Here is a 24,949-nt window from a genome sequence, read left to right as displayed (position 1 = left end):
AGAAAGGGGAAAAGCGATACAACTTATTTTGCGCTTTAAGAGCAATGGAGCAACTGATTAATCGAGTATTGCGCGATCGCTATCGAATTCAATCCCTCCTCAGTCGCAAAACCGGACGGCGAACCTTTTTAGCCAAGGATCTGCAAACCCAGGCCACCGTTATCATCAAGTTACTCTTGTTCGGTCCCGACTTCACCTGGGACGATCTCAAACTGTTCGAGCGAGAAGCAGAAACCTTAAAAGTTCTCGAACACTCCTCAATCCCGCAGTATCTTGATTCTTTTGAAATTGAGACGGAGTTGGGTAAAGGGTTTGCCTTAGTCCAAAATTATATCGAAGCGCGATCGCTCCAAGATTGGATTCAAAGCGGGCGCAGTTTTAGCGAGGCAGAATTAAAAGCCATTGCTAAGGAATTACTGGAGATTTTAAGCTACCTCCACGATCGCAAACCGCCCGTCATTCACCGCGATCTTAAACCCAGTAATATCTTACTCGGCGATCCCGCAGGGAACCGCGTAGCGGGGCGCACCGGCAATAGTCCCGGAAAAGTGTATCTCGTCGATTTTGGCTCGGTGCAAACCGCAATTCATTCGGGAACAATGACTATTGTCGGGACTTATGGTTATATGCCTCCCGAACAGTTTGGCGGACGCGCGACCCAACTCTCCGATTTATACAGTTTAGGGGCAACAATCATTTATCTCGCAACGGGACAACATCCCGCCGAGTTCATGACCGATGACTTACGACTGGATTTTCAGCAATCCACTCAATTATCGGCTCAATTTACCCATTGGCTTTGGCGGATGGTACAATCAACCCCTTCCCAACGATTTGCTAGTGCCAAGGAAGCGCTTCAAGCTTTAAATAATCCCCAATTTAGGGAGACTTCAGAACAATTATCTCCCCTTACTAAAACGCTTGCAAGTAACCTAAAGCCATTTGCTCGTCCGGACTCTGCTCGGTGCTTTATCAAAAAAGAGCCTGAAGAGATTAGCATTACTGCACCAGATTTTTTTAGGTTTTCCGGGGTCAGTATTGGTCTATTTTTAGGATTTTTGGTATTAGCTCCGATTCTGAATAATATAGACCAGCCATCTTTAGCAAGCTTTTTTAATGTAATCGGAATTTTCGCAATTTTTAGAAGTATTTTGCAAGACCGAAAAAGTAGTATTGAATCAAGCTATATTGTCTTAAAAATTGATAAAAATGAGATTTTTCTTTGGAGACAATTTCAAGATAAAGAGCGGGAATCTATTTGCCTAAAACAAGCATTTTCCGCTAATATCAGAAAAGTACAGTTAGTCCATAAAGACAATTTTTATCACATCAAATTGGTGACGAGTTATTCAAACAAAGATGACTTTTTAGTCGGCAATCGAACCTTTTGGTTATCCCAAGGCGAAGCGGAATGGTTGGCGAACGAACTGGGTATTTGGTTGGAAATGCCCGTTACTGAAGTTCAGGTGGTTGAGAAAAGGTGAATTTTGTTAATCAACACCGTCGAACCCGACTCGTTTGGGCGCATTCGGTACGATCGCATCTGCCCTTCTTTGAACTCTGGCACGCTTGTATCCATATTCTTTGCTACTCTGACAACAGCACTCCCTCTTTAAAACTCTACTGCTCGAACCCATGACTTCAGCCCCGACGCGCAAACACCTCAAATCCAAAGCCTTGAAAGCGGACAGTCGCCGCCCTGCGAAAGAACTCTGTAGCGAATGCGGGCTGTGCGATACATATTATATCCATTATGTCAAGGATGCCTGCGCTTTTCTCAACCAGCAAATCGCCGAACTGGAGGAACAAACTCACGGGCGATCGCGCGATCTAGAAAACCAAGACGATTGGTACTTCGGAGTTCATCAAAGCATGATGGCAGCCCAAAAAAAGGAACCGATTGAAGGCGCGCAGTGGACGGGAATTGTCAGCACCATTGCCTGCGAAATGCTGAATCGCGGCTTAGTCGAGGGCGTAGTCTGCGTCCAGAATACCGCCGAAGATCGCTTTCAGCCGATGCCAGTTATTGCCCGCACTCCCGAAGAAGTCCTCGCCGCGCGCGTCAATAAACCCACCCTCTCCCCCAATCTTTCCGTCCTCGAACAGATCGAACAGTCGGGGCTAAAACGCTTGCTTGTTATCGGCGTTGGCTGTCAAATTCAAGCCCTGCGCGCAGTGGAGAAAGAATTAGGACTCGAAAAACTCTACGTGCTGGGTACGCCCTGCGTTGATAATGTTTCTCGCGCCGGATTGCAAAAATTCCTCGAAACCACCAGCCGATCGCCGGAAACAGTGGTGCATTATGAATTCATGCAAGATTTCCGCATTCATTTCAAACACGAGGACGGTTCGATCGAAACCGTTCCCTTCTTCGGTTTGAATACTAAAAAGTTAAAAGATATCTTCGCGCCTTCCTGTTTAAGTTGCTTCGATTATGTCAACTCCCTCGCCGATTTAGTCGTGGGCTATATGGGCGCGCCCTTCGGCTGGCAGTGGATTGTGGTTCGCAACGAAACCGGGCAAGAAATGCTGGATTTAGTGAACGAACAACTCAACACGCAGCCGGTTTTTTCTAAGGGCAAACGTCAAGCTGCCGTTCAACAGGGAATCCCGGCTTACGATGCGGGCGTGACGTTACCGATGTGGGCGGCGAAGTTAATGGGTGTGGTTATTGATAAAATCGGGCCGCAGGGTTTGGAATACGCCCGTTTTTCGATTGATTCTCATTTTACGCGCAATTATCTTTACGTGCGGCGCAATCATCCCGAAAAGCTCGAAGCGCACGTTCCGGAATATGCAAAGCGAATTGTCGGGCAGTACGAATTGCCGAAAGAATGAATAATGAATAATGAATGATGAATAGTGAGCAATGAATAATGAACGGTGAAGGGTGAAGAAGAGTTGAAGGTGTATTTGGCAAACAGCGGGCAGTGAATCAAGATTACTATCAAATTCTCCGCATTTCGCACCGAGCTAATCTGGAGGAAATTAAGGCCGCATTTCGGAAGTTAGCGCGTCAGTATCATCCCGATTTGCATCCGGATAATCCCGAAGCGGAGGCAGAGTTTAAACGGATTTGCGAAGCGTATGAAGTGCTTTCGGATCTGGCTCAGCGTCAATTGTACGATCGCACCGGCACTCCGGAACCGCGAGATTCAGCGCCCAATGCTTACGATTTTTACGTGCGGGGTGCGAAGAAAATCTTAGAGAAAAACTATCGGGGTGCGATCGCGCAGTACGATCGCGCCATTCGCCTCAATCCCAATTTTGTCGAAGCCTACCTCAAACGGGCAGAAGTACGCCACAAGCTGGGCGACGATCGCGGCGCGTTGGAAGATTGCCGCCTCGCCCTCGCTATCGATCCCAATTATAGCGATGCTTACTATTATCAAGGTCGCGCCCGCTATCGGCTGGGTTATACTCAGTCCGCGATCGAAGCTTACAATCAAGCGATCGCTATAGAACCGGATGATGGTCAAGCGTATTATCATCGCGGCGTAGCCCATCACGATCTCAACGAGATGGCAATGGCAGTGAAGGATTGGCAAACCGCGATCGCGATGTTCCAAGCGCAAGGCGATGGCAGCGGCTACAAGCTGGCGCGGGATAGCTTGCGGCGGTTGAAAAAGCAACGCTGGCGTTGGGGCGAAAACCCACTCGGAGACGGTTTTTTTGGAGCGAGTCGGATTGCTGGGATGACGCTGTTAACCTTATGGGATGTGGCGCGCAATCCGAACGGGGGCTTGCTGAACGCCTATCTGCGCTTGGATCGCGGTGAGGCGGTGGCAGTGGGGACGGTGTTCGCCGCGATCGCGAATTGTGCCTTCATTACGGGGGCGTTTTGGGGCTGGCGCAAGTGGTTTATTTATTCCTTCTTCGATTTGCTGTTGGTTGGACTGGTTCCCTTTTTAGCGCTGACTGTTCTGGGCGCGATCGCGCGATTTAGCTGGCGGCGTTCCGGCAGTTGGGCGGGAGATATCTTTGTCGCGGGGTTAACCGTACTTCCGACAGGATTCTTAGCGCTGGCGAGTGCCTTTTCGACGCAGTGGGGATTGCCCGTAGCTGTCGCCCTGACTGTGTTAGGGAGTAGCTATACCGTTCTGATTTTGTACCACGGTTGCACCCAGATTAATAACTTACCTGAATCCGTCGCCGCGATCGCAACCCCCCTCTTCCTCCTCATTGCCGGGTGGTTGACTTATATCGCATTTAGTGCATTGTTTTTTTAGGCATTACCTTAAGCCTCCTCATTCTGTGTTTGTTGCTGCGAGCTTTGCAAGGGCTGAGTTCGCAACAAATAAGTTAAGTAAAACGCTAAAACTTGACGCTTGGATGCGCTAGTCCAACGCTTCAAATTTTCATCGCTAAGCGCTTTTTCCAGGACTTTAGCGAAGACAGCATCAGCAATCTTTTGGACAGCCCACCAACCGAATAAAAACAGAATATTCTCCATTGCTTGTTCCCTTTGAGTTCGTTGTCTTCTCACTCTAAAAAAGGGCTGCTGGTTTTCATGCCCGAGTTTGCGCCCGAGTTGCATGACTTTTAAAAATTAAAAATTAAAAATTAAGTACAATGCCGAGGGCATAGCACTACTCATTGGTGTCAACTTAAGCTTAAACCTGCTCGCACAGCCCGCCTTGGGTTCAACCCAAGGTTAATCACTCAAGTCCTCTTTATAGGATTGGTAAATTTAGATGTATCCAACCCGTTTCAACGGGTTTCAGCTATTAGCCAAGAACTTGAGTTCTTGGCGGGCTAAGTGTTTCACCTTAATACCAATGTATCCAACCCGTTTCAACGGGTTTCAGCTATTAGCCAGGAACTTGAGTTCCTGGCGGGCTAAGCGTTTCACCATAAGTTGACGCGAATGAACGCTGCTATATCCCTACCGGCATTTTGAGAAACAGGCTACAATTGGACGCGATCGCTTCATTCACCTAACTATGACTGGACGCTCGCTCGTTGCTTCGGAAGAAGGAATTAAAAAAGCCGAACGCGCCCTCGAACGACAAAGGATTTCTAAAACTGTGCTAGCAGAAAGCTTGCTAATCAGCCGCAGTACAGTCACTAACTTTTTTGCTCGGAAGCCAATTGTTCGCAATAACTTGATTAAAATTTGCGATTGGTTAGAGTTAGATTGGCAGGAAATTATCGAAAAACCTTCACACGATGAAACAGAAGAAGAAACAGACGTTATTGTCCGGGAAGTGCGGGCAGCGATAAGCGAGCAGATTCGAGAGCGTTGCGGAAAAATGCGGATTCTCGATATGACGCACCCGATAGGATTGAATGAAATTTATACCGACGTTAATATTCTCGAAAAAATTACGGCAAGCCGCCGCAAAAATATCAATGAATTATTGGAAAACTTTAATTTTGACGATGATTTTAATCGGTGGGGATTGAGTCAAGTTAAAGAAAAGCGAGTCCCTGCATTAACAGCGGTCAAAGATTATCCTCACTTGCTGATTTTAGGAAAACCGGGAGCCGGGAAAACCACGTTTCTAAAATTTCTTGCCATTCATTGCCTTGACGGAAAATTTTGTCAAGAATGCGTTCCCTTTTTTGTGACGTTAAAAGATTTTGCGGAAGCTCAGAATAGTCCGAATTTACTCGATTATATTGCGACTCGCTTTCAATCTGCGGTCACTCCAGAACGATTAAAGAATATTTTAAAAGCAAATTTTACTCTAGTTTTATTGGATGGTTTGGATGAGGTCAGAGAGGAAGATAGCAGTCGCGTTCTCAAAGAGATTGACAATTTTTGCTATGACTATCCCAACAACCGGGTTATTTTAACCTGTCGCATTGCTGCAAAAGAATATATCTTTGAAAAGTTTACAGAGGTTGAAATTGCCGATTTTGACGACGAGCAGATTGCGACGTTCGCGAACAACTGGTTCAAAGACAAACAAGTGCGATCGGAAAAGTTTCTTGAACGGCTAAATGGACAAGAAGCGGTTAAGAAGTTGGCAACAGATCCACTGCTATTGACGCTGCTCTGTTTGGTATTTGAAGAGTCGGGAGATTTCTCAGAAAATCGGGCGAATTTGTATAAAGAAGGAGTCGATGCGCTGCTGAAAAAATGGGATGCAGAGCGAGGCATCAAGCGCAACAATCCTTATAAAAAACTTTCGCTGGGGCGCAAGGAAGATTTGTTGAGTCAACTGGCTTGGACGACGTTTGTAGAGAGCGATTATTTTTTCAAGCAGGAGCGAGCGGAACGAGAAATTGTCGAGTATATTCGCAATTTACCGGGGGCGGCTGATGACGAAGAAGCGTTGCAACTCGACAGCGAAAAGGTGTTGCGGTCGATTGAGGCGCAACACGGTCTGTTAGTGGAGCGAGCAAAGGGAATTTATTCCTTTTCTCACCTGACTTTTCACGAGTATTTTGCCGCGCGAGAGATTGTGACCGTGCAACAGTCTGCACTAGAGAAGTTGCAGGAATTAACGGTACATTTGACAGAACCACGCTGGCAGGAGGTTTTTCTGTTGGCAGCGGCGATGTCACCGAAGGCAGACCGTTTATTACTGTTGATGAAGGAACGCGCAGATGCAATGGTGGCGGGGGATGAGAAGATTCAAGAGTGGTTGACTTGGGGGATGGAAAAAGCGCGATCGGTTAAGGTGAGTTATACGCCTGAAATGGTGGAAAAAGTGTCAAATCTGTTGAAGTTTAAGATTGAAAACGATTTATCTCGTACTCGTTCTTTTTATATTTATACTTACTTGTATCAATACTTATTTACTCCCTTGGGTATATCCAGTTTTTTACCGTACCCACGATCTTTTTCTGCCATGAATTACAGTTTAGTATACATATATTTAGAACCTTCTTTATCTCTTGACTCAAATTTACTTCGGTTGCTCTCTCGCTCAATATATCTGTCGGGAAGATTTCATGAAAAATCTATATTTCACGCAACCTATCCGGGATTCAATCAGCATTTGAGAAATGTTCACAGCGAAATAATTTCAGACTTATATCATTGTTTACACCTCTCGAAGTCAGGGAAAATCTTGCATGAAAAGCTAAAACAATTAAATGAACAACTTCCAGACGAAAGAAAGACAATTTCTAGCGATTGGTGGATAGAAAATAGTCAAAACTGGAATATAAACCTTAGACGAGTAATGATTCAACATCGCAATATAGGTCACAATTGGAAGTTTAGCGATGAACAAAGAGCGTTACTTATGGATTATTGGGAGGCAAATAAACTCTTAATGCAATGTCTCAACAGCGAGTGCGATGTTAGCAAAGAGACGCGCCAGAAAATTGAGGAAACGCTGTTTTTAGCGATCGCGTTCTGCAAAGACAACCCTTAATCTAAAATCCGGTTGAATGACCTAAGTTAAGGCTGACGGGGAGACGGCACTTCGACTTCGCGGCAGTCGAGCGAAGTCGAGACTCAGTGTACCGGAGACGGGGGGACGGGTGAAATAAAGAATTGCTACAGCCTCTTGCGGTGTTTGGTTATGCAATTGTTAGGATTAAGCATCCCGATCGCGTAAAACCCTCGGCTTCTGGATTCTCGAACAAATTTGCACGCCTTTCGGGAATATTCAATTCGCAAAAGAGCGCATTTCGCTCGAGGCCAATATGAAACTAACCAGACGAGAAGCAATTCGACTCGGCATTGTCGGCGGCGGCGGGTTACTCTTACCCTTTGGCTATCAACCCCCAGCACAAGCCCAATTTAGCCCGCAAGTTAAGCGATTCGACCTTCCCTTCCGCCGACCGCCTCTTCTGCAACCCGTCCGCAGCGACGACACCACAGACTACTACGAGATAACCATGCAGAAGTCTCGGGTCGAAATTCTGCCCGGGAAAACCACAGAAATTTGGGGGTATAACGGCATGACTCCCGGGCCGCTTATCCGTCAAAAAGGCGGAAAACGCGATCTCGGCGGCCGTCAGTCCATCATCCGCTTCATCAATCAACTCGGCACCGATCCTCAAGGCAGACCCATCAAAACCTCCGTCCACCTCCACGGAATGGCTTCCCTGCCCCAATACGACGGCTACGCCGAAGACTTAACCGCGCCCGGTCAATATAAAGACTATATCTATCCAAACGAGCGCCCTGCGACCCTCTGGTATCACGACCACGCAATAGACCTCACTTCGCGCAATGCCTACATGGGTTTGGCGGGAATGTATATCGTCGAAGACGACTACGAACTGACCCAATTAAATCTCCCCCAAGGCGAATACGATGTCCCTCTCATTCTTCAGGACAAACGTTTTGCTACCGATGGCTCCTTCATCTTCGACGATCGCGGACAAAAAGGTCTCTTCGGCGACATCATTCTCGTCAACGGCGTACCTTGGCCGCATATGGAAGTTGCCAACCGCAAATATCGCTTCCGCCTCCTCAACGCTTCCGTAAGCCGAGGCTATCAACTCGCCCTCAGTACCGGAGACGACCTTATTGTCATCGGAACCGACGCAGGATTGCGCGGTACGCCGCTTAAAACCAAAAATTTCGAGATTTTTCCCGCAGAACGTTACGAATTCATCATTGACTTCTCTAAATATCCCGTCGGAACGCAAATCGTCCTGCGTAACCTCGGCGTACCCCTCAGTGTCGATTACAGCAGCAACACCCAAGAGCTTATGCGCTTTGAAGTCGTGCGCCGCGAAAGCGATGATAGTACCATTCCTGCCGTTCTGCGCGACTTCAAACCCATCGATCCCGCCCTAGCCGTGCGAACTCGAACTTTTCGCTTGGAACGCAACATCAACAACTGGACGATTAACGGTAGAACCTGGAATAAAAATCGCAGCGAAGCTAACCCGAACTATGGAGATATCGAAATTTGGAACCTGGTTTCGACGGGAGGATGGTTCCACCCCATCCATATTCATTTGCTCGATATGCAGCTTCTCGCCCGCAACGGCAGCAGTCCGCGTCCTTACGAAATCGGTTGGAAAGATGTCTTTTATGTTGGCGAATTTCAAACCGTGCAGGTCATTGGCAAATTTGGTCCCCAAATCGGTCGCTACATGATGCACTGTCACAACCTGGTTCACGAAGACCACGCCATGATGGCCCAGTTCGAGGTCGGTCAGGGGGGCTACAGTCCTTTTTCTGCCCCCCCGAAATCCCTACCCGCAACTCCTTTGTGAGAAGGCGAGGGGACTCAAATTGCATTAATTTCCCTCTCCCTCACCATACAATTCAGTCGTAAAGCGATCGATCGCGTTGTAATCGTAAGGACGCGCGGTAGGACGGCGAGTTGAAGGTGTAGCTAGCGGTTTGTTTTCTTCTTTTGGCGCTATTTCCGGTCGAGTGGGCAACTCATTAGTGGGTTTTAGCGGCACAACCTCCTCAACGGTCTTATCGGGCGGCGCTTGAGGGGAGGCAGTTTCTTCGGCTAGCGCGATGCCCGATGCAGGCAGAACGAACAGTAACGTCAACAAAACAAACTGAAGGGTTTTGAGCGCGAGCAATTTTAAAATGTTCATTGTTTTAGGGTTTTAGAAGGGGTTTTATAAAAGGTTTTAGATAAAACTGGAAAAACGGCGATCGCTCTTTCGGGAATATCGCGTCCCCAGGTTGTAGAAGTTTTGTACAAGCGAAAACTACAAAGGTTGCCGTTAAGATAAATCCCCCTACACTTAACGGCTTGTATTTTTTGTGTTGCAAAGAGATTGGGGAATCCTGTGGAGGTAACAGGCTATGTTTTTTATCCCATTATACAAACATTTTCTCGACAGCCGGAAGCCCGAAAAGCCTGAAACGCTCGCGCCCATTTCTGAAAGCCGCTCGGAAACTCTCGCTTCGACAGAAAAAGCAACCGAGGCGGCGAACCGAGTTCGAGAATCTTATTATTTAGAACGGCGATCGCTGTTGTAGTATGCGATCGGCTTTCTCGCTCTTGGGGAAGCCGATTTGATAGATTTATGCGATCGAATCGAGCGGTAAGCGGCGAGACTGCCTTAAGCCCTTATAGAGGGATTAAAGGTGGCCAACAATGGCTCTTGAAATGTTAAATTCACGCTCGCTCGTTAACCCATTTCAACGGTAGGGACGTTCAATTGAACGTCCCTACATTTGGCGGGCTATACCTTTTACCTTAAATTGAGGCTAATGACCAATGCTGAACTCCCGTACCCCATCCTTAAGCTTGCAACCAGCGCGCAGCATCTTTTGCGTGATATGTCAAGATTAAATCCGTCCCGGCGCGCTTGAAGCCGACTAAAGTTTCCAGCACGACGCGCTGTTCGTCAATCCAACCGTTAAGCGCGGCTGCTTTCACCATTGCATATTCGCCCGAAACGTTATAAGCAGCAACCGGAAGTTGCGTGACTTCTTTCACGCGCCAAATGATATCCATATAAGCCAAAGCGGGCTTAACCATGAGCATATCCGCGCCTTCTGCGATATCGAGTTGGACTTCCTTAATCGCTTCAGTGCCGTTAGCGGGATCCATTTGGTAGGTGCGGCGATCGCCAAATTGCGGCGCAGATTCTGCCGCATCCCGGAATGGGCCATAATAAGCTGAAGCATATTTTGCCGCGTAGGAAAGAATTGGCGTATTCTCAAAGCCAGCTTCGTCCAATCCTTGGCGAATCGCTTGTACGAACCCATCCATCATTCCGGAAGGCGCAATGATATCTGCCCCTGCTTGCGCTTGGGAAACAGCAGTTTTCTTCAATAATTCTAAAGTGGGGTCGTTCAAAACGCGCCCGGTGAGGTCGCCAACTTGCAAATAACCGCAGTGACCGTGAGGAGTATACTCGCACAAGCAAGTATCGGCAATGACGACTAAATTAGGGACTGCTTCTTTTACCGCCGTTGCTGCTTTTTGGACGATACCGCAGTCGTGCCAAGCGCCGGTTGCTTCATCATCTTTATCAGCGGGAATGCCGAAGAGGATAATTGCGGGAATACCGAGATCGTAAACTTCTTTCGCTTCTTCAACAATCTTATCGATAGAGAGTTGGTACACTCCCGGCATCGATCTTACTTCTTTAGCAACGCTTTCACCGGGAACGGCGAAAAGGGGGTAGACCAAATCGTTGACCGTGAGGGTGTTTTCGCGCACCATGCGGCGCAGGGGGTCACTTTGGCGGAGGCGGCGAGGGCGATGGACGGGAAACATAGCGTAATTTTATAAAATAAGTCTCAATGTTTTGTGGCTCAAATTAGTTTAATGCGATCGCGATCGCACCGGAGCAACCCCCTTCTGTCGCTCAACGTTTCGTAACGTTATTTGACTGAGCCAGGGGGTAACATTGAGCGCCCTCAAACCGACATTGTTTCGCTAAAAAATGCGAGCTTCCGGCAAAATTGACAAAATTCAAGCCCCTAGCCCGTAAATATTGCGAGGGTGGAGGAATTCTCTATTTCTCCCCTCTCCTGGGGTTACTACGGTGTACACACAACTCATTGGTTGAGTGGCAAGCTGGGTCGATCCCTCACGGGGCGGCTCCAATTTTCGAGACGGGGCGGCGTTTAATTTCGAGGAGACCTCGAAATCCGCGCCCCTAAAACCTCGAAATCCGCGCCCCTAAAACCTCGAAAACAGCGCCCCTAAAATCCCCCTTAAAAAGCTACTGTGTACACACAAGTAGAAAATTGAGACCCCCAATCTGTATAAGCCTTGCTAGGCAAGGCTTTCGCAATTCGGAGTTGATTCTTAACAACTCAAGCTTATTGAGAAAGAGAAACGAGCTATCGGCTCTTGAGACATCGGAATGTTCCGAAACGGTTCCGCGATCGAGATGTGTGTACACGGTAGCCTGGGGTTAGGAGAGGGGCTGGGGGTGAGGGCGATTTCACGCTAAGTTGACACTAATGGTTCTCGCACACCCCCTACAATTCGCCTGCTTATTCGGCTGGAGCAGTATCGTTGTTTTCTGAGGCAACGGGTTTGTCTTTCTTAACCTCGGGTTGAGAACTCGGCGGGTTAGAACGAGCATCTGAGTTTTGGGGAGGCGTATTTTCTGCCGAATCGCGATCGCGGGATTCCTGACGGCGAGGAACGAGGCTTTCCCGTTCCTGACGGCGAGGAGCGGGCGTTTCTGGCTCTTGGGGGCGAGGAACGAGGTTTTCCCGTTCTTGGCGGCGAGGAGCGGGCGTTTCTGGCTGCTGGCGGCTCGGCGCGACGTTGCGAGGGTCGTTGGACTCGCTAGAAGTTGTGACTTTAGGAGGATCTAACGGTTCTCGAACCCGGTTTTCTGAAGGAGGAAGCGGCGCGCGGTTTTCATTCGTCCGCGTGGTTTCAGTCCCTCGAGGCGTTGGCAAAGCTTGGGGAGGCTCGCTTGCCGGGGCAGGAGAAACGCTGCCGTTCCGGGCTTCTTGCGGTTGACTTCCCGGCGTATTCGGCGTTTCAGACGGCTTAAGAGGCGTGAGATTGCCTCGTTCTGGTGTCAAAACGGGGAGCGGAACCGCTGGAGTTGCGGGCGTTGCACCTTGCGAACCATTAGCCGGATTGACCAGACCAATTTCATTAGGATTGGTATGATCTTTCTCTCGTCCTTGAAGTACGGGCAAAGGTTGCGCTGGGGTTTGATTGAAGGATTGTTGAAGCGAGTCCCTGAGCGTTCCCATCGGATTCGCATTGGGATTGGGGACAAACTCTGGCGTGCGGGATCCAACAGTGCGAGTACCTCTGGCTAAGCCCTCAGAACTGGCTACCGTGCGCCCCATCCTCGAACCCATCCCCACGGGAACGGAGGGCGTTAGGGGCAGTCCGCCGCGACCGCGAGTTACAACGCGCTGCGGTCTGGTGAAGGTCGGATATTGATAAGGAGGCGCTTCGCTGCTGGGCCTCGTCGGCAGTAGGGAGCGAGTCGTAACTTTCGGCGTTACTGGAATTGCTGGAGTTGCGGGCATGGTAGGAGCCGCTGGAGTCGCTCGCTGCGTGGCGGAGGGGAGTTGAAAATTCGGGGGTAAGGGCAGGAGTTGAGTCGCATTCGGCGGGATGAAGGCGACGGGGGGAGCCGATTGTAGGGCAGGAATGCGAGCCATTTCCTCCGGACTTAACTCGACGATGGGAACTTCGAGAGGGCCGGGTGGTGCTTTTGAGAAAAGGGGCAGTACGGGCAAAGAGATACCGAGTAAGGCATGAGCGCCAACGGAACCTAACACAGCAAAGGCGGTGGGCGGACTGACGCTGCTAAGGCCGAGTTTAAACATAAGAATTAATTGAGAGCGAGGGAATCGGGCAAGATTGCTTTTTATATTACGGTCTTCCGTCCGAGATTTCCGTGTTGGCGAGAACGGGATCCCGAACTTGGACGACGATCAAGGAAAAATAGGAAAGTTTGAGGGTTGGGCGATCGCATAGGTCAGTATAAATCTTTTGTTCGGGGAGCGTTACATTTTCCACCGCAACAGCGCGATCGAGGAGGCGATACTCCTGTAGAATCTGCCAAACTTGCTCGTACACAGAACTGACTTTCATCAAGACCAATACATCCGCCCATTGCAAGACCGATTTTAATTCTCCGATTGTATAAATGGCAGGCAATACCGCAAGGCGCTGGTCGCGAGCCGTTAAGGGCAAACCGAGTGTGGCTGCGGCGGCTAAGGGAGAAGATACGCCTGGAACGATTTCGATGACGACTTCTGGGTGTAATTGTTGCAGCGTTTGGGCTAAATAAGCGAAGGTTCCATAAAAACTAATGTCGCCTTCGCAAGCAAAGGCAACATCTTCGCCGCGTTCGAGATATTGCCAAACTTGTTCGGCGGCTTCGTGCCAAGCGCGGGTGAGAACGTCGAAGTCGGGGACGTAAGGAAAGTTCAACGGCAGCATTTTTTGCTCCGAGATCGACCACGGAGCGATAATTCGTTCGGCTTTCCCCGGTTTCCCTTTTATTCCTGCGGGGAAGGCAATAGCGCTTGCCGTTCTCAGCAGTCGCAATCCTTTGAGCGTAATCAGTTCCGGATCGCCCGGACCGACGCTAATACCGTAAAGAGTACCGATTTGCACGTTTTCTTCTGCGTCCAGCGAATAGCTATAGAATGTCCCTTTGCAGGGTCTTGGTTCTGCGAACGGGAGCGGCAATATAGTACGATGCTACCCATTGAGTCTCAGCCTGTCGAGTTTCGAGTTTGACCTAATGCCGTTACCCACTGTTATTTTACCGGGCTATTTTGCCAGTGCTACTGAGTATAAACCGCTTGAATGGGAACTCAACACCCTAGGCATTCCGACAATTACTGTTCCGCTGCTGGCGCGCAGTTGGGTTCCGACGCTGGGCGGGCGCTCGATGGTGCCGATTTTGCGCCAGATCGATCGCGCGGTTGGGCAATTATTGCAGCAGCATAACAGCGATCGCGTTAATTTAGTCGCTCATTCGGCGGGGGGCTGGATTGCTCGCATTTACTTGGGTCAGAAGCATTACAATATTCACGGCGATACTGAAACGCTCTGGAATGCGCGCGATCGCGTCGCGACTCTCATCACGCTCGGTACGCCCCATCTCAGCCAAGAACGATGGACGCGGCGCAATCTCAACTTTGTTAATGATAATTACCCCGGCGCATTCTATCCGGAGGTTAAATATGTTTGCGTTGCCGGGAAAGCGATTTATGGTTCTCTTCGCCAGCATTGGCTGGCTTACAATAGCTACAAACTCACTTGTGGAATTGGCAATTGTTGGGGAGATGGCATTACTCCCATCGTTGCGGCGCACCTCAAAAATGCAGAAAACTTGACGCTAGAAGGAGTGATGCACTCGCCGCGCGGCGGTCGTTTGTGGTACGGTTCTCCGGAGGTTCGGGAAGCCTGGATTCGATATTTACAGTGAAGCGCGCCCTGTCGGAACCGTTTATAAAACATTTGTCGATCGGCAAGCTGCAAACTTATTTAATAACTTATTTAAAGATTTCTCAAATTCAGCCTTCGTTCGACAATTGAGGCGATGAAGGGGATCGATTCTATGCTTTTATGGTTAATCTAGCTTCTCTCACCGTTTAGGGTAATCAATGACCGATTCGGACCTCGTTCAACTCGCCAGACAGGGAGATCCATCCGCGATCGCGACTCTTTTCAATCGCCAGCTTAGCGCCAAAGGTGTTACCGTCAAAGCAGTACGAGAGCGCGATTGCCTGCTGCTGTTGCTTGAATCTCCGAAAGCATTGAACAAAGAGGTTGCGATCGCAGGAATGCAGAAGCGATTGCTCCAACTTAACCCCGAAGGCATTGAAATCATTCGGCTGCAATCCCTACAAGAAGGCTCATTCTCCCCCATTTGGACTTACGAATTCAATCTCAGCGATAAAGATTCCCCGACCCGCGATCGCCCGCTTGAAGCTTCTTCCTTATCCCCTTCCCCAAAGCCCAAATTAGAATCCCTCATCGGAGTTGGCGAATTAGTTTTATTGGGCTTCGGTTTTTTATTATTTATTATTTTTTGTCGGCTGCTCCATTTTAATTTTTTTGCGGGTTTATTTTTAGCCCTAATTCCTGCCACTGTTGCCTATAATCGCGGACGCAGTTTTTGGGCTTGGTATGCCTATGGTTTAAATCTATACTTTCCCGCTACCCTTCATTCTGCCTTCTTAAACGGTTTCAATCCTTACAGCATTATTGCCTTATTTTTGGGTGGAGTTTTTGTTAATGGTTTTTCTGATGGGATCGGAACTTTACTCCTCGTTCCTAACTTGATTTTTGGTCTAATTCCGGCGATAATAGCAAATTCTAAAAAGAAAAGTTTTATTAATTGGTATATTTACGGAATCTCTCTATTTTTAGTTGCTTTTTTTCATTCAATCTTATTAAAACTCAATGTTATAAAAACAGTCAGAAATCATAATATCGGCGGAATTTCTTTTGTTGGAAAAGACTTAACCGGGGCAAACTTTCAAGGTTCAAATCTCCAAGGTGCAGACTTTAGGCAAGCCAAACTGATTGGCGTTAACTTTATGAATACAAATCTGAGTCAGGCAAATTTTAGCTCGGCAAACCTGTGGGGAGTAAACTTCGATCGCGCCGACTTAAACGGAGCAAACTTGACTCGCGCCTCCAACATCTGGCTGCGAGGTTCTCAGCAAAACATTGAAAAATTTTTCCCTTGGTGGATTCCCGTGGGTTTCGGCTTACTCCTCGCTCAACTGTTATTGTGGGGATTCTTTTTCGGTTCTCCCTTGGGCTTACTCGTCACCGGGCCGCTAGAGCTTTCCTGGGATTTTTGGATGGCGCACGTACCCTTTGTTCTCAGTTGTTTTACCGCAGGATTAGTTGTCAGTTTAACCGCCTTAACTCTAAGCCTCAATCGGCGGCGCAGTCTCGCGATCGCGTTACTTACCGTTCTAGCGATCGCCGCCATCTCTTCAATGGCTCGGAGTTTGCAGTTATTATTCCCCGCCGCCCTCTCCCTCGATCTCCTCATTGTTTCTTGCCTCAGTAGCCTCATCCTACTCGCCTGCGTCTTTCTGGCTGCCAGAAGCTTAAAACGCTACCAATGGAAGACTTACTGCACTTGGATAGGGATTGCCAGTGCTATGTCTTTTTGGGCGCTTCTACTACTCGGGGGCAAAGAAGCGATCGCACATTTCATCGCCCAACTCGTTCCTAAATGGTGGTTCGACGAGCCAATCTTACAAGGAATTTGGTTTCTCGCAACCTTAGCAGCTTGGGGGGCGCTAGCAGGCAATCTCGTCGGTTTATTAGTCGCACGGCGATCGACCTCTTTCCGCAGCGCAAACCTCTCAAACGCGAAATTTAGATATATTGACTTTCGCTATGCTGATTTTACCCATGCAAATCTAACCGCAGTCGATTGGACGGGAGCAAAGTTAAAAGACTCCATTGCCCCCGACGGTCGCATCTTCGCTATCAAACAATAACTGCTCTTTCTTTACCCATTAAAGAAAAAGCAGTTCGAGCGATTTTTCAAGCTATTAATTCTCCCGTCTCTTGCAACGAATGCAAGCGATGATAAATTCCCCGTTGATTCAATAACTCCTCATGATTCCCAACTTCAAGTATTCTCCCCGAATCTAACACCACAATCTTATCGGCTTCTCGAACCGTACTCAAACGGTGAGCGATAATAATCGTCGTGCGCGTTCCGTAAATCGATCGCATCGCTAACTGAATCAGACGTTCCGATTCGTAGTCTAAGCTCGAAGTCGCCTCGTCAAAAATCAACACATCCGGATTGACAATCAACGCACGCGCAATCCCTAAACGTTGACGCTGCCCGCCCGACAAACGCACGCCTCGCTCTCCAACAATGGTTGAATAACCATCAGGCAGTTCCCGCACGAATTCATCCACCCGTGCAATTTTACACGCTGCCTCGACTTCTTCCCAACTTGCCTGCGGATTGCCGTATTTGAGGTTAGATAGTAGCGTTCCGTTAAAAATATCGACTTCTTGATGGACGATAGCTAAACGTTGGCGATAGCGAGTAATATCCAGCGTGCGAATGTCTTCGCCGTCGATGAGAATTTGCCCGCTAGAAGGATCGAAATAGCGGAATAACAGTTTCACTAATGTCGATTTACCCGAACCCGACCGACCGACTAAGGCAACGGTTTGATTAGGTTCGATTAAGAGATTAATATTCTCCAAAACCTGACGGTGAGGGTTGTACCCAAAGCTCGCATTAATTAGATCGATTTTTCCCGTAAAGTGGTAAGGCGATAGCGTATTGGGCGATAAATTGGCTGCATCGCCACCGTCCGACTGCTCCATAAATTCGTAGAGGCGTATCATTGAAGCATAGCGGCGAGTTAAGACTTCAGCAAGCATCCCAATCGGCTCTAATTCGGCATAGGCCATGCTAGCAATGGTCAAAGTTGTTGCAAAATGTCCGAGGGAGATTTGACCGCGAAGGGTAGCCGTTAGAGCAAAAAATAACACTAAGAAAAAGCAAATTTGAGTCAATGTTCGCTGCTTAGTCGAGAGCCAAACGTAGCTGCGATGAATGCGATCGATTACAACTTTACATTCGCGAATAAACCGCTGCTGCTGGCGTTTGAGTTCGGATGCCTCGTTTGCAAATGCTTTTACGGTCTTGATATTGGTGATAATTTCGGACGTGCGGCTTTCGGTATTTTCGATGTAATTATCGATTTTTTCTTCTCGTTTGATAATTCGACTGAGGTCGCGTAAGGTTAAAGACAGGATAACAATGAAGGAGATTGCAAAGGCGATCGCGATGCGCCATTCAATCAGCAAAATCATTGCAAAAATTCCCAACACGCGCATCAGTTTCGGAATTAACTGTCCGGCAATTTCTGGATATGTCCAAGTTTGGTTGGAGAGTCCGCGCGCCACTCGTCCGGCAATGCGACCGGGGTTATTTTCGTCGTAATATTCAACCGGCAGCGTCAGAATTTTCTCCATCACTTGCTGCGATTGGTCGCGGCGTGCTTTTAAGGAGATTGCCCAATGATGCCAACTGCTAACCCACAGTTGAATGGGCGCGCGGACAACATTAACGATGAAGATAATTGCGAGTAAGACTCCTAAATCTACAACACGGCGATCGGGAAGGTTGAGAAAGGCAGCAATTTTTGAGTTAAACGCTTGTAAAAGGTTATCGATGGGCTGCTTTGAGAGAATGTTGAGGATTTGACCGATCGCGTAGGGAACGACCAAATCCACCATCTCGAAGAAACCGGACATTAAGATACTGGCGATCGCGATCGCGCGGTACGGTCGATAGGGTTTAAGCAGATGCCAAAAGGAAGCCATGACTAATCAGGTCACATTGAAAGGCAAACCTCTATAGTGTAGTACATAATTTAAGTGTGTTACAAGTAAGGCGCGATCGCTTAACTCTTAATTTTTCGCTCGTCTACACGCTGAAAAGCCCTTGAAGCGTTACAGTGATAACGTTCTAGGGCTTTATGTTAAATCGGGATGACAGGATTTGAACCTGCGGCATCTTGCTCCCAAAGCAAGCAAATAGAGTCAACGGAAACAAGCTATATATAAGCTTAGCGTTTTAATACCAGGTCTAATACCGTAAATAATACCAATTTAATACCATTCAGAGTATGATGAGGGTGTAGTTACTTAGATTTAGTTCCTATGTATTCAACAGACAGAACGCAGTCGCCTCACGGTCAATGTTCAGTTATTTCAGTCAATGGCACGTTACAGGTCAACTTCCCCCGTTCCCTGTTTGGCGGTAAACGGAAGCGACTGGCATTAGGGCTGAAAGACACTCCAGAGAACCGTATTGAAGCTGAGAAGCGTATCAAAGCTATCCAAACGGACATTGACTTCGGACAGTTTGATTTAACGCTGGAACGGTACAAACAGAAGTACAAACAGAAGGCTCATTTAGAGAAAGTACAATCGCTGTTCCCAGAGACTACACTGGGTGACTTGTACGACCGTTATCTAGGATATTTAAAGCCAACAATCAAGGAGACGACTTACATTGGTTATACGGAGACTTTTCCTAACAAATTTCAAAAGTCGCCTATTAAATCGCCTTACCAAGCGCTAGAATTTCGTCAATGGTTACTCGATAATTACTCGGAAAGCATGACCAAACGAGTATTGACCCATACTAATGCAGCCTTCAAATGGGGACTCAAGCATGGAATTGTGAAAGGACAAAATCCCTATGAAGGGATAACAGATGGGTTAAAGCATAAATATGAAGAAGACCCCGAACCTAACCCATTTACTCAAGAAGAAAAGCAATACATTCTAGAGGAGTTTAAGAATCATCGCGGCAACTATAACAGCAAACACTATACAGGTATAAAATATTGTCACTATCTTCCTTTTGTTAAATTCATGTTCCTTTCGGGTTGCCGTCCTGGTGAGGCTGTAGGACTGCGTTGGGGAGATATTTCGCCGGACATGAGCCGTATTACTTTTAATGGTGGGTTATACAATAAAAATGGAAAATGGATAAAGACAAAAGGAAGTAAAAATAACAAAAAACGCACGTTTCCCTGCAATGAGGAACTGCGTCAATTTTTGTTGGACATTTGTCCTGAAAGTTATCAATCTGATAACTTAGTGTTCCTCTCTCCCAAGGGTAATCCTATTCGTTATTCAGATTTTTCAAGGCGAGCGTGGAACAAGATTGTTGACCCAATTAAGCCCGGTACTACTCCCTACTGTTGTCGAGACACATTTATCAGCGAACAAATAGCTAAAGGTATTAGCTCTGCTATCGTAGCTAAATGGTGCGATACTTCAACGGCAATGATTGAAAAGCATTATCTAGGGGACGCTGGCATTGCTCATATTGTGCCTATGTAGTTAATGCCTTTAAAGGCTTTATACACATTAAAGTGAGGTGACTTATGCCTCGCTTTCTTTTGTCTGAAGGACAGTCCTTTCCTGAGAGTTGTACACGGTGATACACAACGATAAAACGTCATCCTAGGGGACACCTCCCCCCCTACTTTGGGGATAATTAAATTAATAATTTAATTAATAATTTAATTATCCAGAAATAGAGGGAGGGACTAAGCTAGAACGACGTAAATACGTTAGGCGGTACACGGTTGTACATACCAAAGCTAAACCTAGTTCGTGTCATCATCCACAAGGGAATACAGTACAGGTTTAACGCCGTGACTCTCAATCAATCCATCACTATAAAGTTCACCGCAGGCTCGGTAAATCGTCCTTTCATCTAGTCCACTACCTAACGTAATTTCCTTTACCGATTGCGGCTCATTGACCTTTTTTAGATATCTCAAGACTACACACTCAGGACTCTGCCTGTACTTATCAATACTCAATCGAACCAGTCGCTTTGTCAGCCTTTCAGCGCTAACACCCAATTCCTCAGCAAGGGTATGCACGTCAATTGTCATGATGTGTGTTACGTCGGGATACTTGCATCATCTATCCTTCCATCACTCCAACCCCATTGCAACGCCTTGCCGTCAGAGTTTTGTCGTTGGGTTGTACTACCGTGTACAACTTATGGCATAATATCAGTACGTTAGTTCTACACATACCTTCCCCATTATGCGTACAAAACCGAAAGAAAAAAAGATACGCTGTAACTTCACCCTGCTTCCTGAGACGAAAAAATGGTTACACCAACATGGCAACTAACCTGTTCGTTCATTACCTTTAGTCGGGATTCCATTGAAGTGCGATAACACTTTAAGATTTCACTGGCAAAGGCTGATTGGTCGTAAAAAAGATGCTCATTGTCAGTAGTGAGTAATGGTAGGTCAAAGACGCTGAAATCTTCTAAAATGTGTTCTTGAACGTGAGTGACAACCATCAATTGAGCTTCAAGTTGAGTCAATTGAATTGACAAGCGTGAAACAATGTCAGCAATCGCCGATTGGTGTTGTTGTGTCATGGTATTATCGGGGTGAGTACATATAAAACTACGTGACCAGTGGCAGTAACTACCTGCGCTGGTCATTTTGTTGTCTGAGTCTATTTTGACTTATCCGTGTCAAAACAGACGATACCACTTAATTGGACTACTTTGCTGATTGCATATTGATTACATATATGCGTTCATGTGAACTGATTTAGACAGTAAGGCGAGAGGGCTGAAAGCTAGTCAATACATGGGTACTAAGTTGGTATTATTGGTTTTAATACCGCTTTAATACCAAAATCTCCCCTCATCCCAGCTTTCTCAATCGGCTCGTCTACAAGCTAAAAAGCCCTTGAAGCGTTACAGTGATAACGTTCTAGGGCTTTATGTTAAATCGGGATGACAGGATTTGAACCTGCGGCATCTTGCTCCCAAAGCAAGCGCGCTACCAAGCTGCGCTACATCCCGCTGTATTAATAACAGCGACCATCATAACACAAGATCGATCGCTTCAGACCTCAAGGCGATCGCGTCCTTTTAAGAATCTGGATACCAAAACATCCCTTTAATTCCCTCCGGATCCAAGGTAAAACCAAGGCGGCGATAAAAATCGATAACTTGAGGGTCGGCGAAAAGGGTAATATTGCTGATATCTTCGCTACGCAGCTTTTTGATCGTGTATTTCATCAAAGCTTTGCCAAGACCGCGATTCTGGAATTGAGGATGCACGACGACATCCCAAATCGTGGCATTAAAAGCGCGATCGGAAGTCGCCCGAGAAAAGCCGATCAAACGACGCTTTACGCCCCGCTGTTCCCACATAGTAACCACAAGAAAACTATGTTGGAGGGCTTTTCTAACTTTTCTAAGCGGGCGGCGCGCCCAACCAACGGCATCGCAGAGTTCTTCAAGTTCGTAGAGGTCGATGTCTCGCTCCGTACTGAAGACGATTCGCGTCTCGTTTGAAATTGCATCGGGATCGCCGGACATCGACTTAGGCGATGTCGTGATGGATTCCGAACTGCTAAATAAATTTTTCCAAAACCCCATGCCGATGTGGCTAGTTGCGATGATGTCAGTAAGTTACCAGACGAGAACAACACTTAAACTCGCTCTCTCTAAAACTTTCAAGAGCGATTGACTCTAAGCATTAGCCCATTCCAGCGCTTCAATAGATAATAGCATAGCTTCTGACTTGCCACTCTTTCCCCGTTCGGCAGGATTGGAGAGCGGGATAATACTTTGACACTCCCCAACCTAAAGGTGTGGGGATTCTTGGTTCAACGAGACCACTTAAAGTAGATACCTTGCAATGCCTACCCCAGAGGTGGGACTCTCCCCAAGCGACTTCGGGTATGCCCTACCCTAGTTGAATTGCTTCAAGTTCTTTTTGAAGCGTGAAACGATATGTTTCAAAGGACTGTTTGCCTAGCTCCTCTAAATCTTTTACCTACTGCGAGGCCGAGTCTAGGAAAATGCAGTAGAACCGCATAGATTTAATTGTTCAAGGTTCAGCGTTGTACCTTTCGGCAACTGGGTTTTTAGAGCGGTTGATTACCCGACCCACTGTGCTATATTCTAGCACGGACATGAAAAGCCGTCCTGGAAGCGATGCACTGAGCCTGCTGAAGTGGACGGGGTTTTAAACCCAAATTTTTCGATAAAATTAAGCCTGTAATTACGGCTAACTCGCGTTAGATGGCATCCAAATCGTACTCTCGCTCCCAAGCTCGCAATCGCTCTGTCTCAAAAGAACTGAGCGAAATAGTTGGCGGTGCTTCTGGGGGATTTCTCTTTGGGATTCCTCTGCTTTATACAATGGAGGTTTGGTTTATCGGTTCGGAAGTGCAGCCACCGATGTTACTAGCCATTCTGGGGGTAACGTTCGCGGTGGTGCTGTTGCTCAATCGTGCCGAAGGGTTTCGCAGCAGCAATAGCGGTGGTTTTTGGAATGGCGTGGGAGAAACGATTGAGGCGATCGCGATTGGTATGGTTTGTGCTGCCTTGATGTTAGCCTTATTCCAGGAAATTACGCCGAAAACGCCCTTAAACGAGCTTTTAGGGAAAATTATCTTTGAAGGCGTACCTTTTTCGTTGGGGGTAGCCCTCTCGCGCTCGATCTTGAGCGGCGATCGCTGGGCTTCGCAAAATAACCAATCTTCCAATTCGAGTCCTAAGAACGGCAAAGCCTCCCTCTGGAAAGATACGCTGACGGATTTGAGCGCGACGGCGATCGGGGCAATCATTATTGCTTTCAATATTGCGCCCACTGACGAAGTACCGATGATGTCAGCAGCAGCCTCTCCCCCTTGGCTTTTAGCGGTTATCGCGGTTTCCCTCTTAGTGTCTTACTGCATTGTTTTTGCTTCGGGCTTTACCAGTCACAAAAAACGCCGCCAGCAGCAGGGCTTATTTCAACGTCCCCTCGGCGAAACTGTTTTCTCTTACCTGGTTTCGCTAATCGCTTCGGCATTGATGCTCTGGTTTTTCCAAAGACTGACTTGGAGCGATCCCTGGCATCTTTGGCTTCAACAAACTTTGGTTTTAGGATTGCCCGCCACAGTAGGCGGTGCAGCAGGGAGGTTAGCCGTTTGAACGAGAATTCCGAACAAGGTCAACAAGATTCAGAAGAAAACAAGCAAAAAGAACCGCGATCGCCCGTAGAATGGGTTAGCTTCAGCATTGCCCTGGCTATTTTAACGACGATTGTCGGTTTAGTATTGTATCGCTGGGCAAGCGCGCAAGACCAGCCGCCCATTCTGTCAGTCACCACAAATCAAGAAATTAGTCAAGTTGAAAGTCAGTTTTACGTTCCTTTCACCTTAAAAAATACCGGCGGCGAGACAGCAGAATCGGTTGAAGTCACTGCACAACTGATTATTGATGGCAAAGTGGAAGAAGAGGGAACGCAAAACATTGATTTTCTGTCTGGAGGGGAGGAAGAATCGGGAGCTTTTATTTTCAGTCGCAATCCAAAGGATGGAAAATTAGTCATGCGGGTAACGGGACATACCTTGCCTTAGTCAAGCAAAGATTGAATACTTAAAAGTTAGCTCCCCAAGCATTTGATTCTCCTAAACTTGTAAGCACTCGTAGCGAGTTATCGATTGGCAAATGGCACAGAGAAAATCGAAAAAACGTTCCCCCTCGATCTTAATCCTTATCATCTTGCTCTGGAGCGCGTTGATAGGGTGGGGAGGAGCGATGGCGATGGCGAAGGGGAATCCAACGTTGAATGTTGCTTCGGGCGAGCAATTGCTTGCTTCTGTCGATCCGACTCCAGCGCGCGCGCAACTTGGGTTACAAGTGTACCGCGATCGCTGCGGCAGTTGTCATTTAGCAATCCCGCCTGAAATTTTTCCGATGCAAACTTGGCAGCAATTATTGCAAAAACCCCAAGAGCATTATGGAACGAGCCTGAAATCGATTATTCGTCCGGAATTGCGGCTGATGTGGGAATATTTAAGTACCGCTTCTCGCCCCCTACAAGAAGGCGAAACCATACCCTATCGTTTCGGCAATTCGCACTATTTTAAAATTCTGCATCCGCGCGTCCCTCTTCCTAACCCAATTTCTCATACAACTTGTGTCAGTTGTCATCTGGGAGCCAAAAATTTTGATTTTCGCAGCCTTACACCGGAATGGGAAAATTCACCCTAATCCTCATCAGGAGCGAGTCCATTTTTCGTCTTGGCAGTCTACTCGCTCCTAAATC

20 protein-coding genes and 2 tRNA genes are annotated in these 24,949 nt (G+C 47.5%); 12 read left to right on the top strand and 10 right to left on the bottom strand.

Going from position 1 to position 24,949, the window contains the following annotated elements; all coding sequences use genetic code 11:
- Positions 1 to 44: 44 nt before the first annotated feature.
- From H6G50_RS10735 to H6G50_RS10725, 3 genes are all read left to right on the top strand, one after another.
- The gene (locus tag H6G50_RS10735; protein ID WP_190716000.1) at positions 45 to 1,484 is read left to right on the top strand and encodes a serine/threonine-protein kinase; all 1,440 of its coding nucleotides are present in this window, start codon (positions 45 to 47) and stop codon (positions 1,482 to 1,484) included.
- A 151-nt stretch (positions 1,485 to 1,635) separates the two neighbouring features.
- Positions 1,636 to 2,838, top strand: coding sequence for a Coenzyme F420 hydrogenase/dehydrogenase, beta subunit C-terminal domain (locus H6G50_RS10730; RefSeq protein WP_190715998.1), 1,203 nt, complete (start codon positions 1,636 to 1,638; stop codon positions 2,836 to 2,838).
- A 92-nt stretch (positions 2,839 to 2,930) separates the two neighbouring features.
- Positions 2,931 to 4,229, top strand: coding sequence for a DnaJ domain-containing protein (locus H6G50_RS10725; protein WP_190715996.1), 1,299 nt, complete (start codon positions 2,931 to 2,933; stop codon positions 4,227 to 4,229).
- A gap of 8 nt (positions 4,230 to 4,237) precedes the next feature.
- On the opposite strand, the gene H6G50_RS10720 is transcribed toward H6G50_RS10725, so the two are convergent.
- Positions 4,238 to 4,537 (bottom strand): hypothetical protein, encoded by a 300-nt coding sequence (locus H6G50_RS10720; protein ID WP_206756567.1) that lies wholly within the window; start codon positions 4,535 to 4,537, stop codon positions 4,238 to 4,240.
- Between the two features lie 406 nt (positions 4,538 to 4,943).
- Here H6G50_RS10720 and H6G50_RS10715 point away from each other — a divergent pair, with 406 nt between their 5' ends.
- Both H6G50_RS10715 and H6G50_RS10710 read left to right on the top strand, forming a co-directional pair.
- Positions 4,944 to 7,331, top strand: coding sequence for an NACHT domain-containing NTPase (locus H6G50_RS10715; RefSeq protein WP_190715992.1), 2,388 nt, complete (start codon positions 4,944 to 4,946; stop codon positions 7,329 to 7,331).
- Positions 7,332 to 7,605: 274 nt separating this feature from the next.
- Complete coding sequence (locus H6G50_RS10710; protein WP_190715990.1) at positions 7,606 to 9,135, top strand: multicopper oxidase family protein; 1,530 nt, start codon at positions 7,606 to 7,608, stop codon at positions 9,133 to 9,135.
- A 24-nt stretch (positions 9,136 to 9,159) separates the two neighbouring features.
- On the opposite strand, the gene H6G50_RS10705 is transcribed toward H6G50_RS10710, so the two are convergent.
- Positions 9,160 to 9,474: a hypothetical protein gene (locus tag H6G50_RS10705; protein WP_190715988.1), complete on the bottom strand. Its 315-nt coding sequence runs from the start codon at positions 9,472 to 9,474 to the stop codon at positions 9,160 to 9,162.
- Positions 9,475 to 9,688: 214 nt separating this feature from the next.
- Between H6G50_RS10705 and H6G50_RS10700 the strand changes: the two genes are divergently transcribed.
- Positions 9,689 to 9,865: a hypothetical protein gene (locus H6G50_RS10700; protein ID WP_190715986.1), complete on the top strand. Its 177-nt coding sequence runs from the start codon at positions 9,689 to 9,691 to the stop codon at positions 9,863 to 9,865.
- Positions 9,866 to 10,130: 265 nt separating this feature from the next.
- Here H6G50_RS10700 and hemB read toward each other — a convergent pair whose 3' ends face one another.
- From hemB to H6G50_RS10685, 3 genes are all read right to left on the bottom strand, one after another.
- The gene (gene hemB, locus H6G50_RS10695; RefSeq protein WP_190715984.1) at positions 10,131 to 11,114 is read right to left on the bottom strand and encodes a porphobilinogen synthase; all 984 of its coding nucleotides are present in this window, start codon (positions 11,112 to 11,114) and stop codon (positions 10,131 to 10,133) included.
- 728 nt (positions 11,115 to 11,842) lie between these two features.
- Complete coding sequence (locus tag H6G50_RS10690; protein ID WP_190715982.1) at positions 11,843 to 13,153, bottom strand: hypothetical protein; 1,311 nt, start codon at positions 13,151 to 13,153, stop codon at positions 11,843 to 11,845.
- 46 nt (positions 13,154 to 13,199) lie between these two features.
- Complete coding sequence (locus H6G50_RS10685) at positions 13,200 to 13,949, bottom strand: precorrin-2 C(20)-methyltransferase (protein ID WP_190715980.1); 750 nt, start codon at positions 13,947 to 13,949, stop codon at positions 13,200 to 13,202.
- 130 nt (positions 13,950 to 14,079) lie between these two features.
- On the opposite strand from H6G50_RS10685, the gene H6G50_RS10680 reads away from it, so the two are divergent.
- Positions 14,080 to 14,769 (top strand): lipase, encoded by a 690-nt coding sequence (locus H6G50_RS10680; protein WP_190715978.1) that lies wholly within the window; start codon positions 14,080 to 14,082, stop codon positions 14,767 to 14,769.
- A 178-nt stretch (positions 14,770 to 14,947) separates the two neighbouring features.
- Positions 14,948 to 16,810 (top strand): pentapeptide repeat-containing protein, encoded by a 1,863-nt coding sequence (locus H6G50_RS10675; protein WP_190715977.1) that lies wholly within the window; start codon positions 14,948 to 14,950, stop codon positions 16,808 to 16,810.
- Between the two features lie 46 nt (positions 16,811 to 16,856).
- Here H6G50_RS10675 and H6G50_RS10670 read toward each other — a convergent pair whose 3' ends face one another.
- Positions 16,857 to 18,668, bottom strand: coding sequence for an ABC transporter ATP-binding protein (locus tag H6G50_RS10670; RefSeq protein WP_190715975.1), 1,812 nt, complete (start codon positions 18,666 to 18,668; stop codon positions 16,857 to 16,859).
- 163 nt (positions 18,669 to 18,831) lie between these two features.
- Positions 18,832 to 18,942 (bottom strand) — tRNA-Pro (locus H6G50_RS10665).
- A gap of 65 nt (positions 18,943 to 19,007) precedes the next feature.
- Here H6G50_RS10665 and H6G50_RS10660 point away from each other — a divergent pair.
- Complete coding sequence (locus H6G50_RS10660) at positions 19,008 to 20,201, top strand: tyrosine-type recombinase/integrase (protein WP_190715973.1); 1,194 nt, start codon at positions 19,008 to 19,010, stop codon at positions 20,199 to 20,201.
- Positions 20,202 to 20,961: 760 nt separating this feature from the next.
- On the opposite strand, the gene H6G50_RS10655 is transcribed toward H6G50_RS10660, so the two are convergent.
- The 3 genes from H6G50_RS10655 to H6G50_RS10645 form a co-directional block, all read right to left on the bottom strand.
- Positions 20,962 to 21,267: a hypothetical protein gene (locus H6G50_RS10655; protein ID WP_190715971.1), complete on the bottom strand. Its 306-nt coding sequence runs from the start codon at positions 21,265 to 21,267 to the stop codon at positions 20,962 to 20,964.
- 361 nt (positions 21,268 to 21,628) lie between these two features.
- Positions 21,629 to 21,702 (bottom strand) — tRNA-Pro (locus H6G50_RS10650).
- A gap of 69 nt (positions 21,703 to 21,771) precedes the next feature.
- Entirely contained in the window at positions 21,772 to 22,284 is a 513-nt protein-coding gene (locus H6G50_RS10645) for a GNAT family N-acetyltransferase (RefSeq protein WP_190715969.1), read from the bottom strand.
- Positions 22,285 to 22,932: 648 nt separating this feature from the next.
- On the opposite strand from H6G50_RS10645, the gene H6G50_RS10640 reads away from it, so the two are divergent.
- From H6G50_RS10640 to H6G50_RS10630, 3 genes are all read left to right on the top strand, one after another.
- A complete protein-coding gene (locus tag H6G50_RS10640; RefSeq protein WP_190715967.1) occupies positions 22,933 to 23,829 on the top strand; it encodes a TIGR02587 family membrane protein in 897 nt (298 codons plus the stop codon).
- Positions 23,826 to 24,257 carry a TIGR02588 family protein gene (locus H6G50_RS10635; protein ID WP_190715965.1) on the top strand — a complete coding sequence of 144 codons (432 nt, stop codon included), beginning with the start codon at positions 23,826 to 23,828 and terminating at the stop codon, positions 24,255 to 24,257. The genes H6G50_RS10640 and H6G50_RS10635 overlap by 4 nt, the downstream gene beginning before the upstream one ends.
- A gap of 91 nt (positions 24,258 to 24,348) precedes the next feature.
- The gene (locus H6G50_RS10630) at positions 24,349 to 24,894 is read left to right on the top strand and encodes a cytochrome C (RefSeq protein ID WP_190715963.1); all 546 of its coding nucleotides are present in this window, start codon (positions 24,349 to 24,351) and stop codon (positions 24,892 to 24,894) included.
- Positions 24,895 to 24,949: the final 55 nt, after the last annotated feature.

The organism is Oscillatoria sp. FACHB-1406 (assembly GCF_014698145.1).
Lineage (GTDB): Bacteria > Cyanobacteriota > Cyanobacteriia > Cyanobacteriales > Spirulinaceae > FACHB-1406.
The sequence above is the reverse complement of the archived record's forward strand: the minus strand, read 5'-3'. Positions and strand labels throughout refer to the sequence as shown.

Bases quoted from the DNA above. Each gene is read 5' to 3' on its own strand.
- H6G50_RS10735 (WP_190716000.1), top strand. From the start codon at position 45: ATGGAGCAACTGATTAATCGAGTATTGCGCGATCGCTATCGAATTCAA.
- H6G50_RS10730 (WP_190715998.1), top strand. From the start codon at position 1,636: ATGACTTCAGCCCCGACGCGCAAACACCTCAAATCCAAAGCCTTGAAA.
- H6G50_RS10720 (WP_206756567.1), bottom strand. From the start codon at position 4,537: ATGCAACTCGGGCGCAAACTCGGGCATGAAAACCAGCAGCCCTTTTTT.
- H6G50_RS10715 (WP_190715992.1), top strand. From the start codon at position 4,944: ATGACTGGACGCTCGCTCGTTGCTTCGGAAGAAGGAATTAAAAAAGCC.
- H6G50_RS10710 (WP_190715990.1), top strand. From the start codon at position 7,606: ATGAAACTAACCAGACGAGAAGCAATTCGACTCGGCATTGTCGGCGGC.
- H6G50_RS10705 (WP_190715988.1), bottom strand. From the start codon at position 9,474: ATGAACATTTTAAAATTGCTCGCGCTCAAAACCCTTCAGTTTGTTTTG.
- H6G50_RS10700 (WP_190715986.1), top strand. From the start codon at position 9,689: ATGTTTTTTATCCCATTATACAAACATTTTCTCGACAGCCGGAAGCCC.
- hemB (WP_190715984.1), bottom strand. From the start codon at position 11,114: ATGTTTCCCGTCCATCGCCCTCGCCGCCTCCGCCAAAGTGACCCCCTG.
- H6G50_RS10690 (WP_190715982.1), bottom strand. From the start codon at position 13,153: ATGTTTAAACTCGGCCTTAGCAGCGTCAGTCCGCCCACCGCCTTTGCT.
- H6G50_RS10680 (WP_190715978.1), top strand. From the start codon at position 14,080: ATGCCGTTACCCACTGTTATTTTACCGGGCTATTTTGCCAGTGCTACT.
- H6G50_RS10675 (WP_190715977.1), top strand. From the start codon at position 14,948: ATGACCGATTCGGACCTCGTTCAACTCGCCAGACAGGGAGATCCATCC.
- H6G50_RS10670 (WP_190715975.1), bottom strand. From the start codon at position 18,668: ATGGCTTCCTTTTGGCATCTGCTTAAACCCTATCGACCGTACCGCGCG.
- H6G50_RS10660 (WP_190715973.1), top strand. From the start codon at position 19,008: ATGTATTCAACAGACAGAACGCAGTCGCCTCACGGTCAATGTTCAGTT.
- H6G50_RS10655 (WP_190715971.1), bottom strand. From the start codon at position 21,267: ATGACACAACAACACCAATCGGCGATTGCTGACATTGTTTCACGCTTG.
- H6G50_RS10645 (WP_190715969.1), bottom strand. From the start codon at position 22,284: ATGGGGTTTTGGAAAAATTTATTTAGCAGTTCGGAATCCATCACGACA.
- H6G50_RS10640 (WP_190715967.1), top strand. From the start codon at position 22,933: ATGGCATCCAAATCGTACTCTCGCTCCCAAGCTCGCAATCGCTCTGTC.
- H6G50_RS10630 (WP_190715963.1), top strand. From the start codon at position 24,349: ATGGCACAGAGAAAATCGAAAAAACGTTCCCCCTCGATCTTAATCCTT.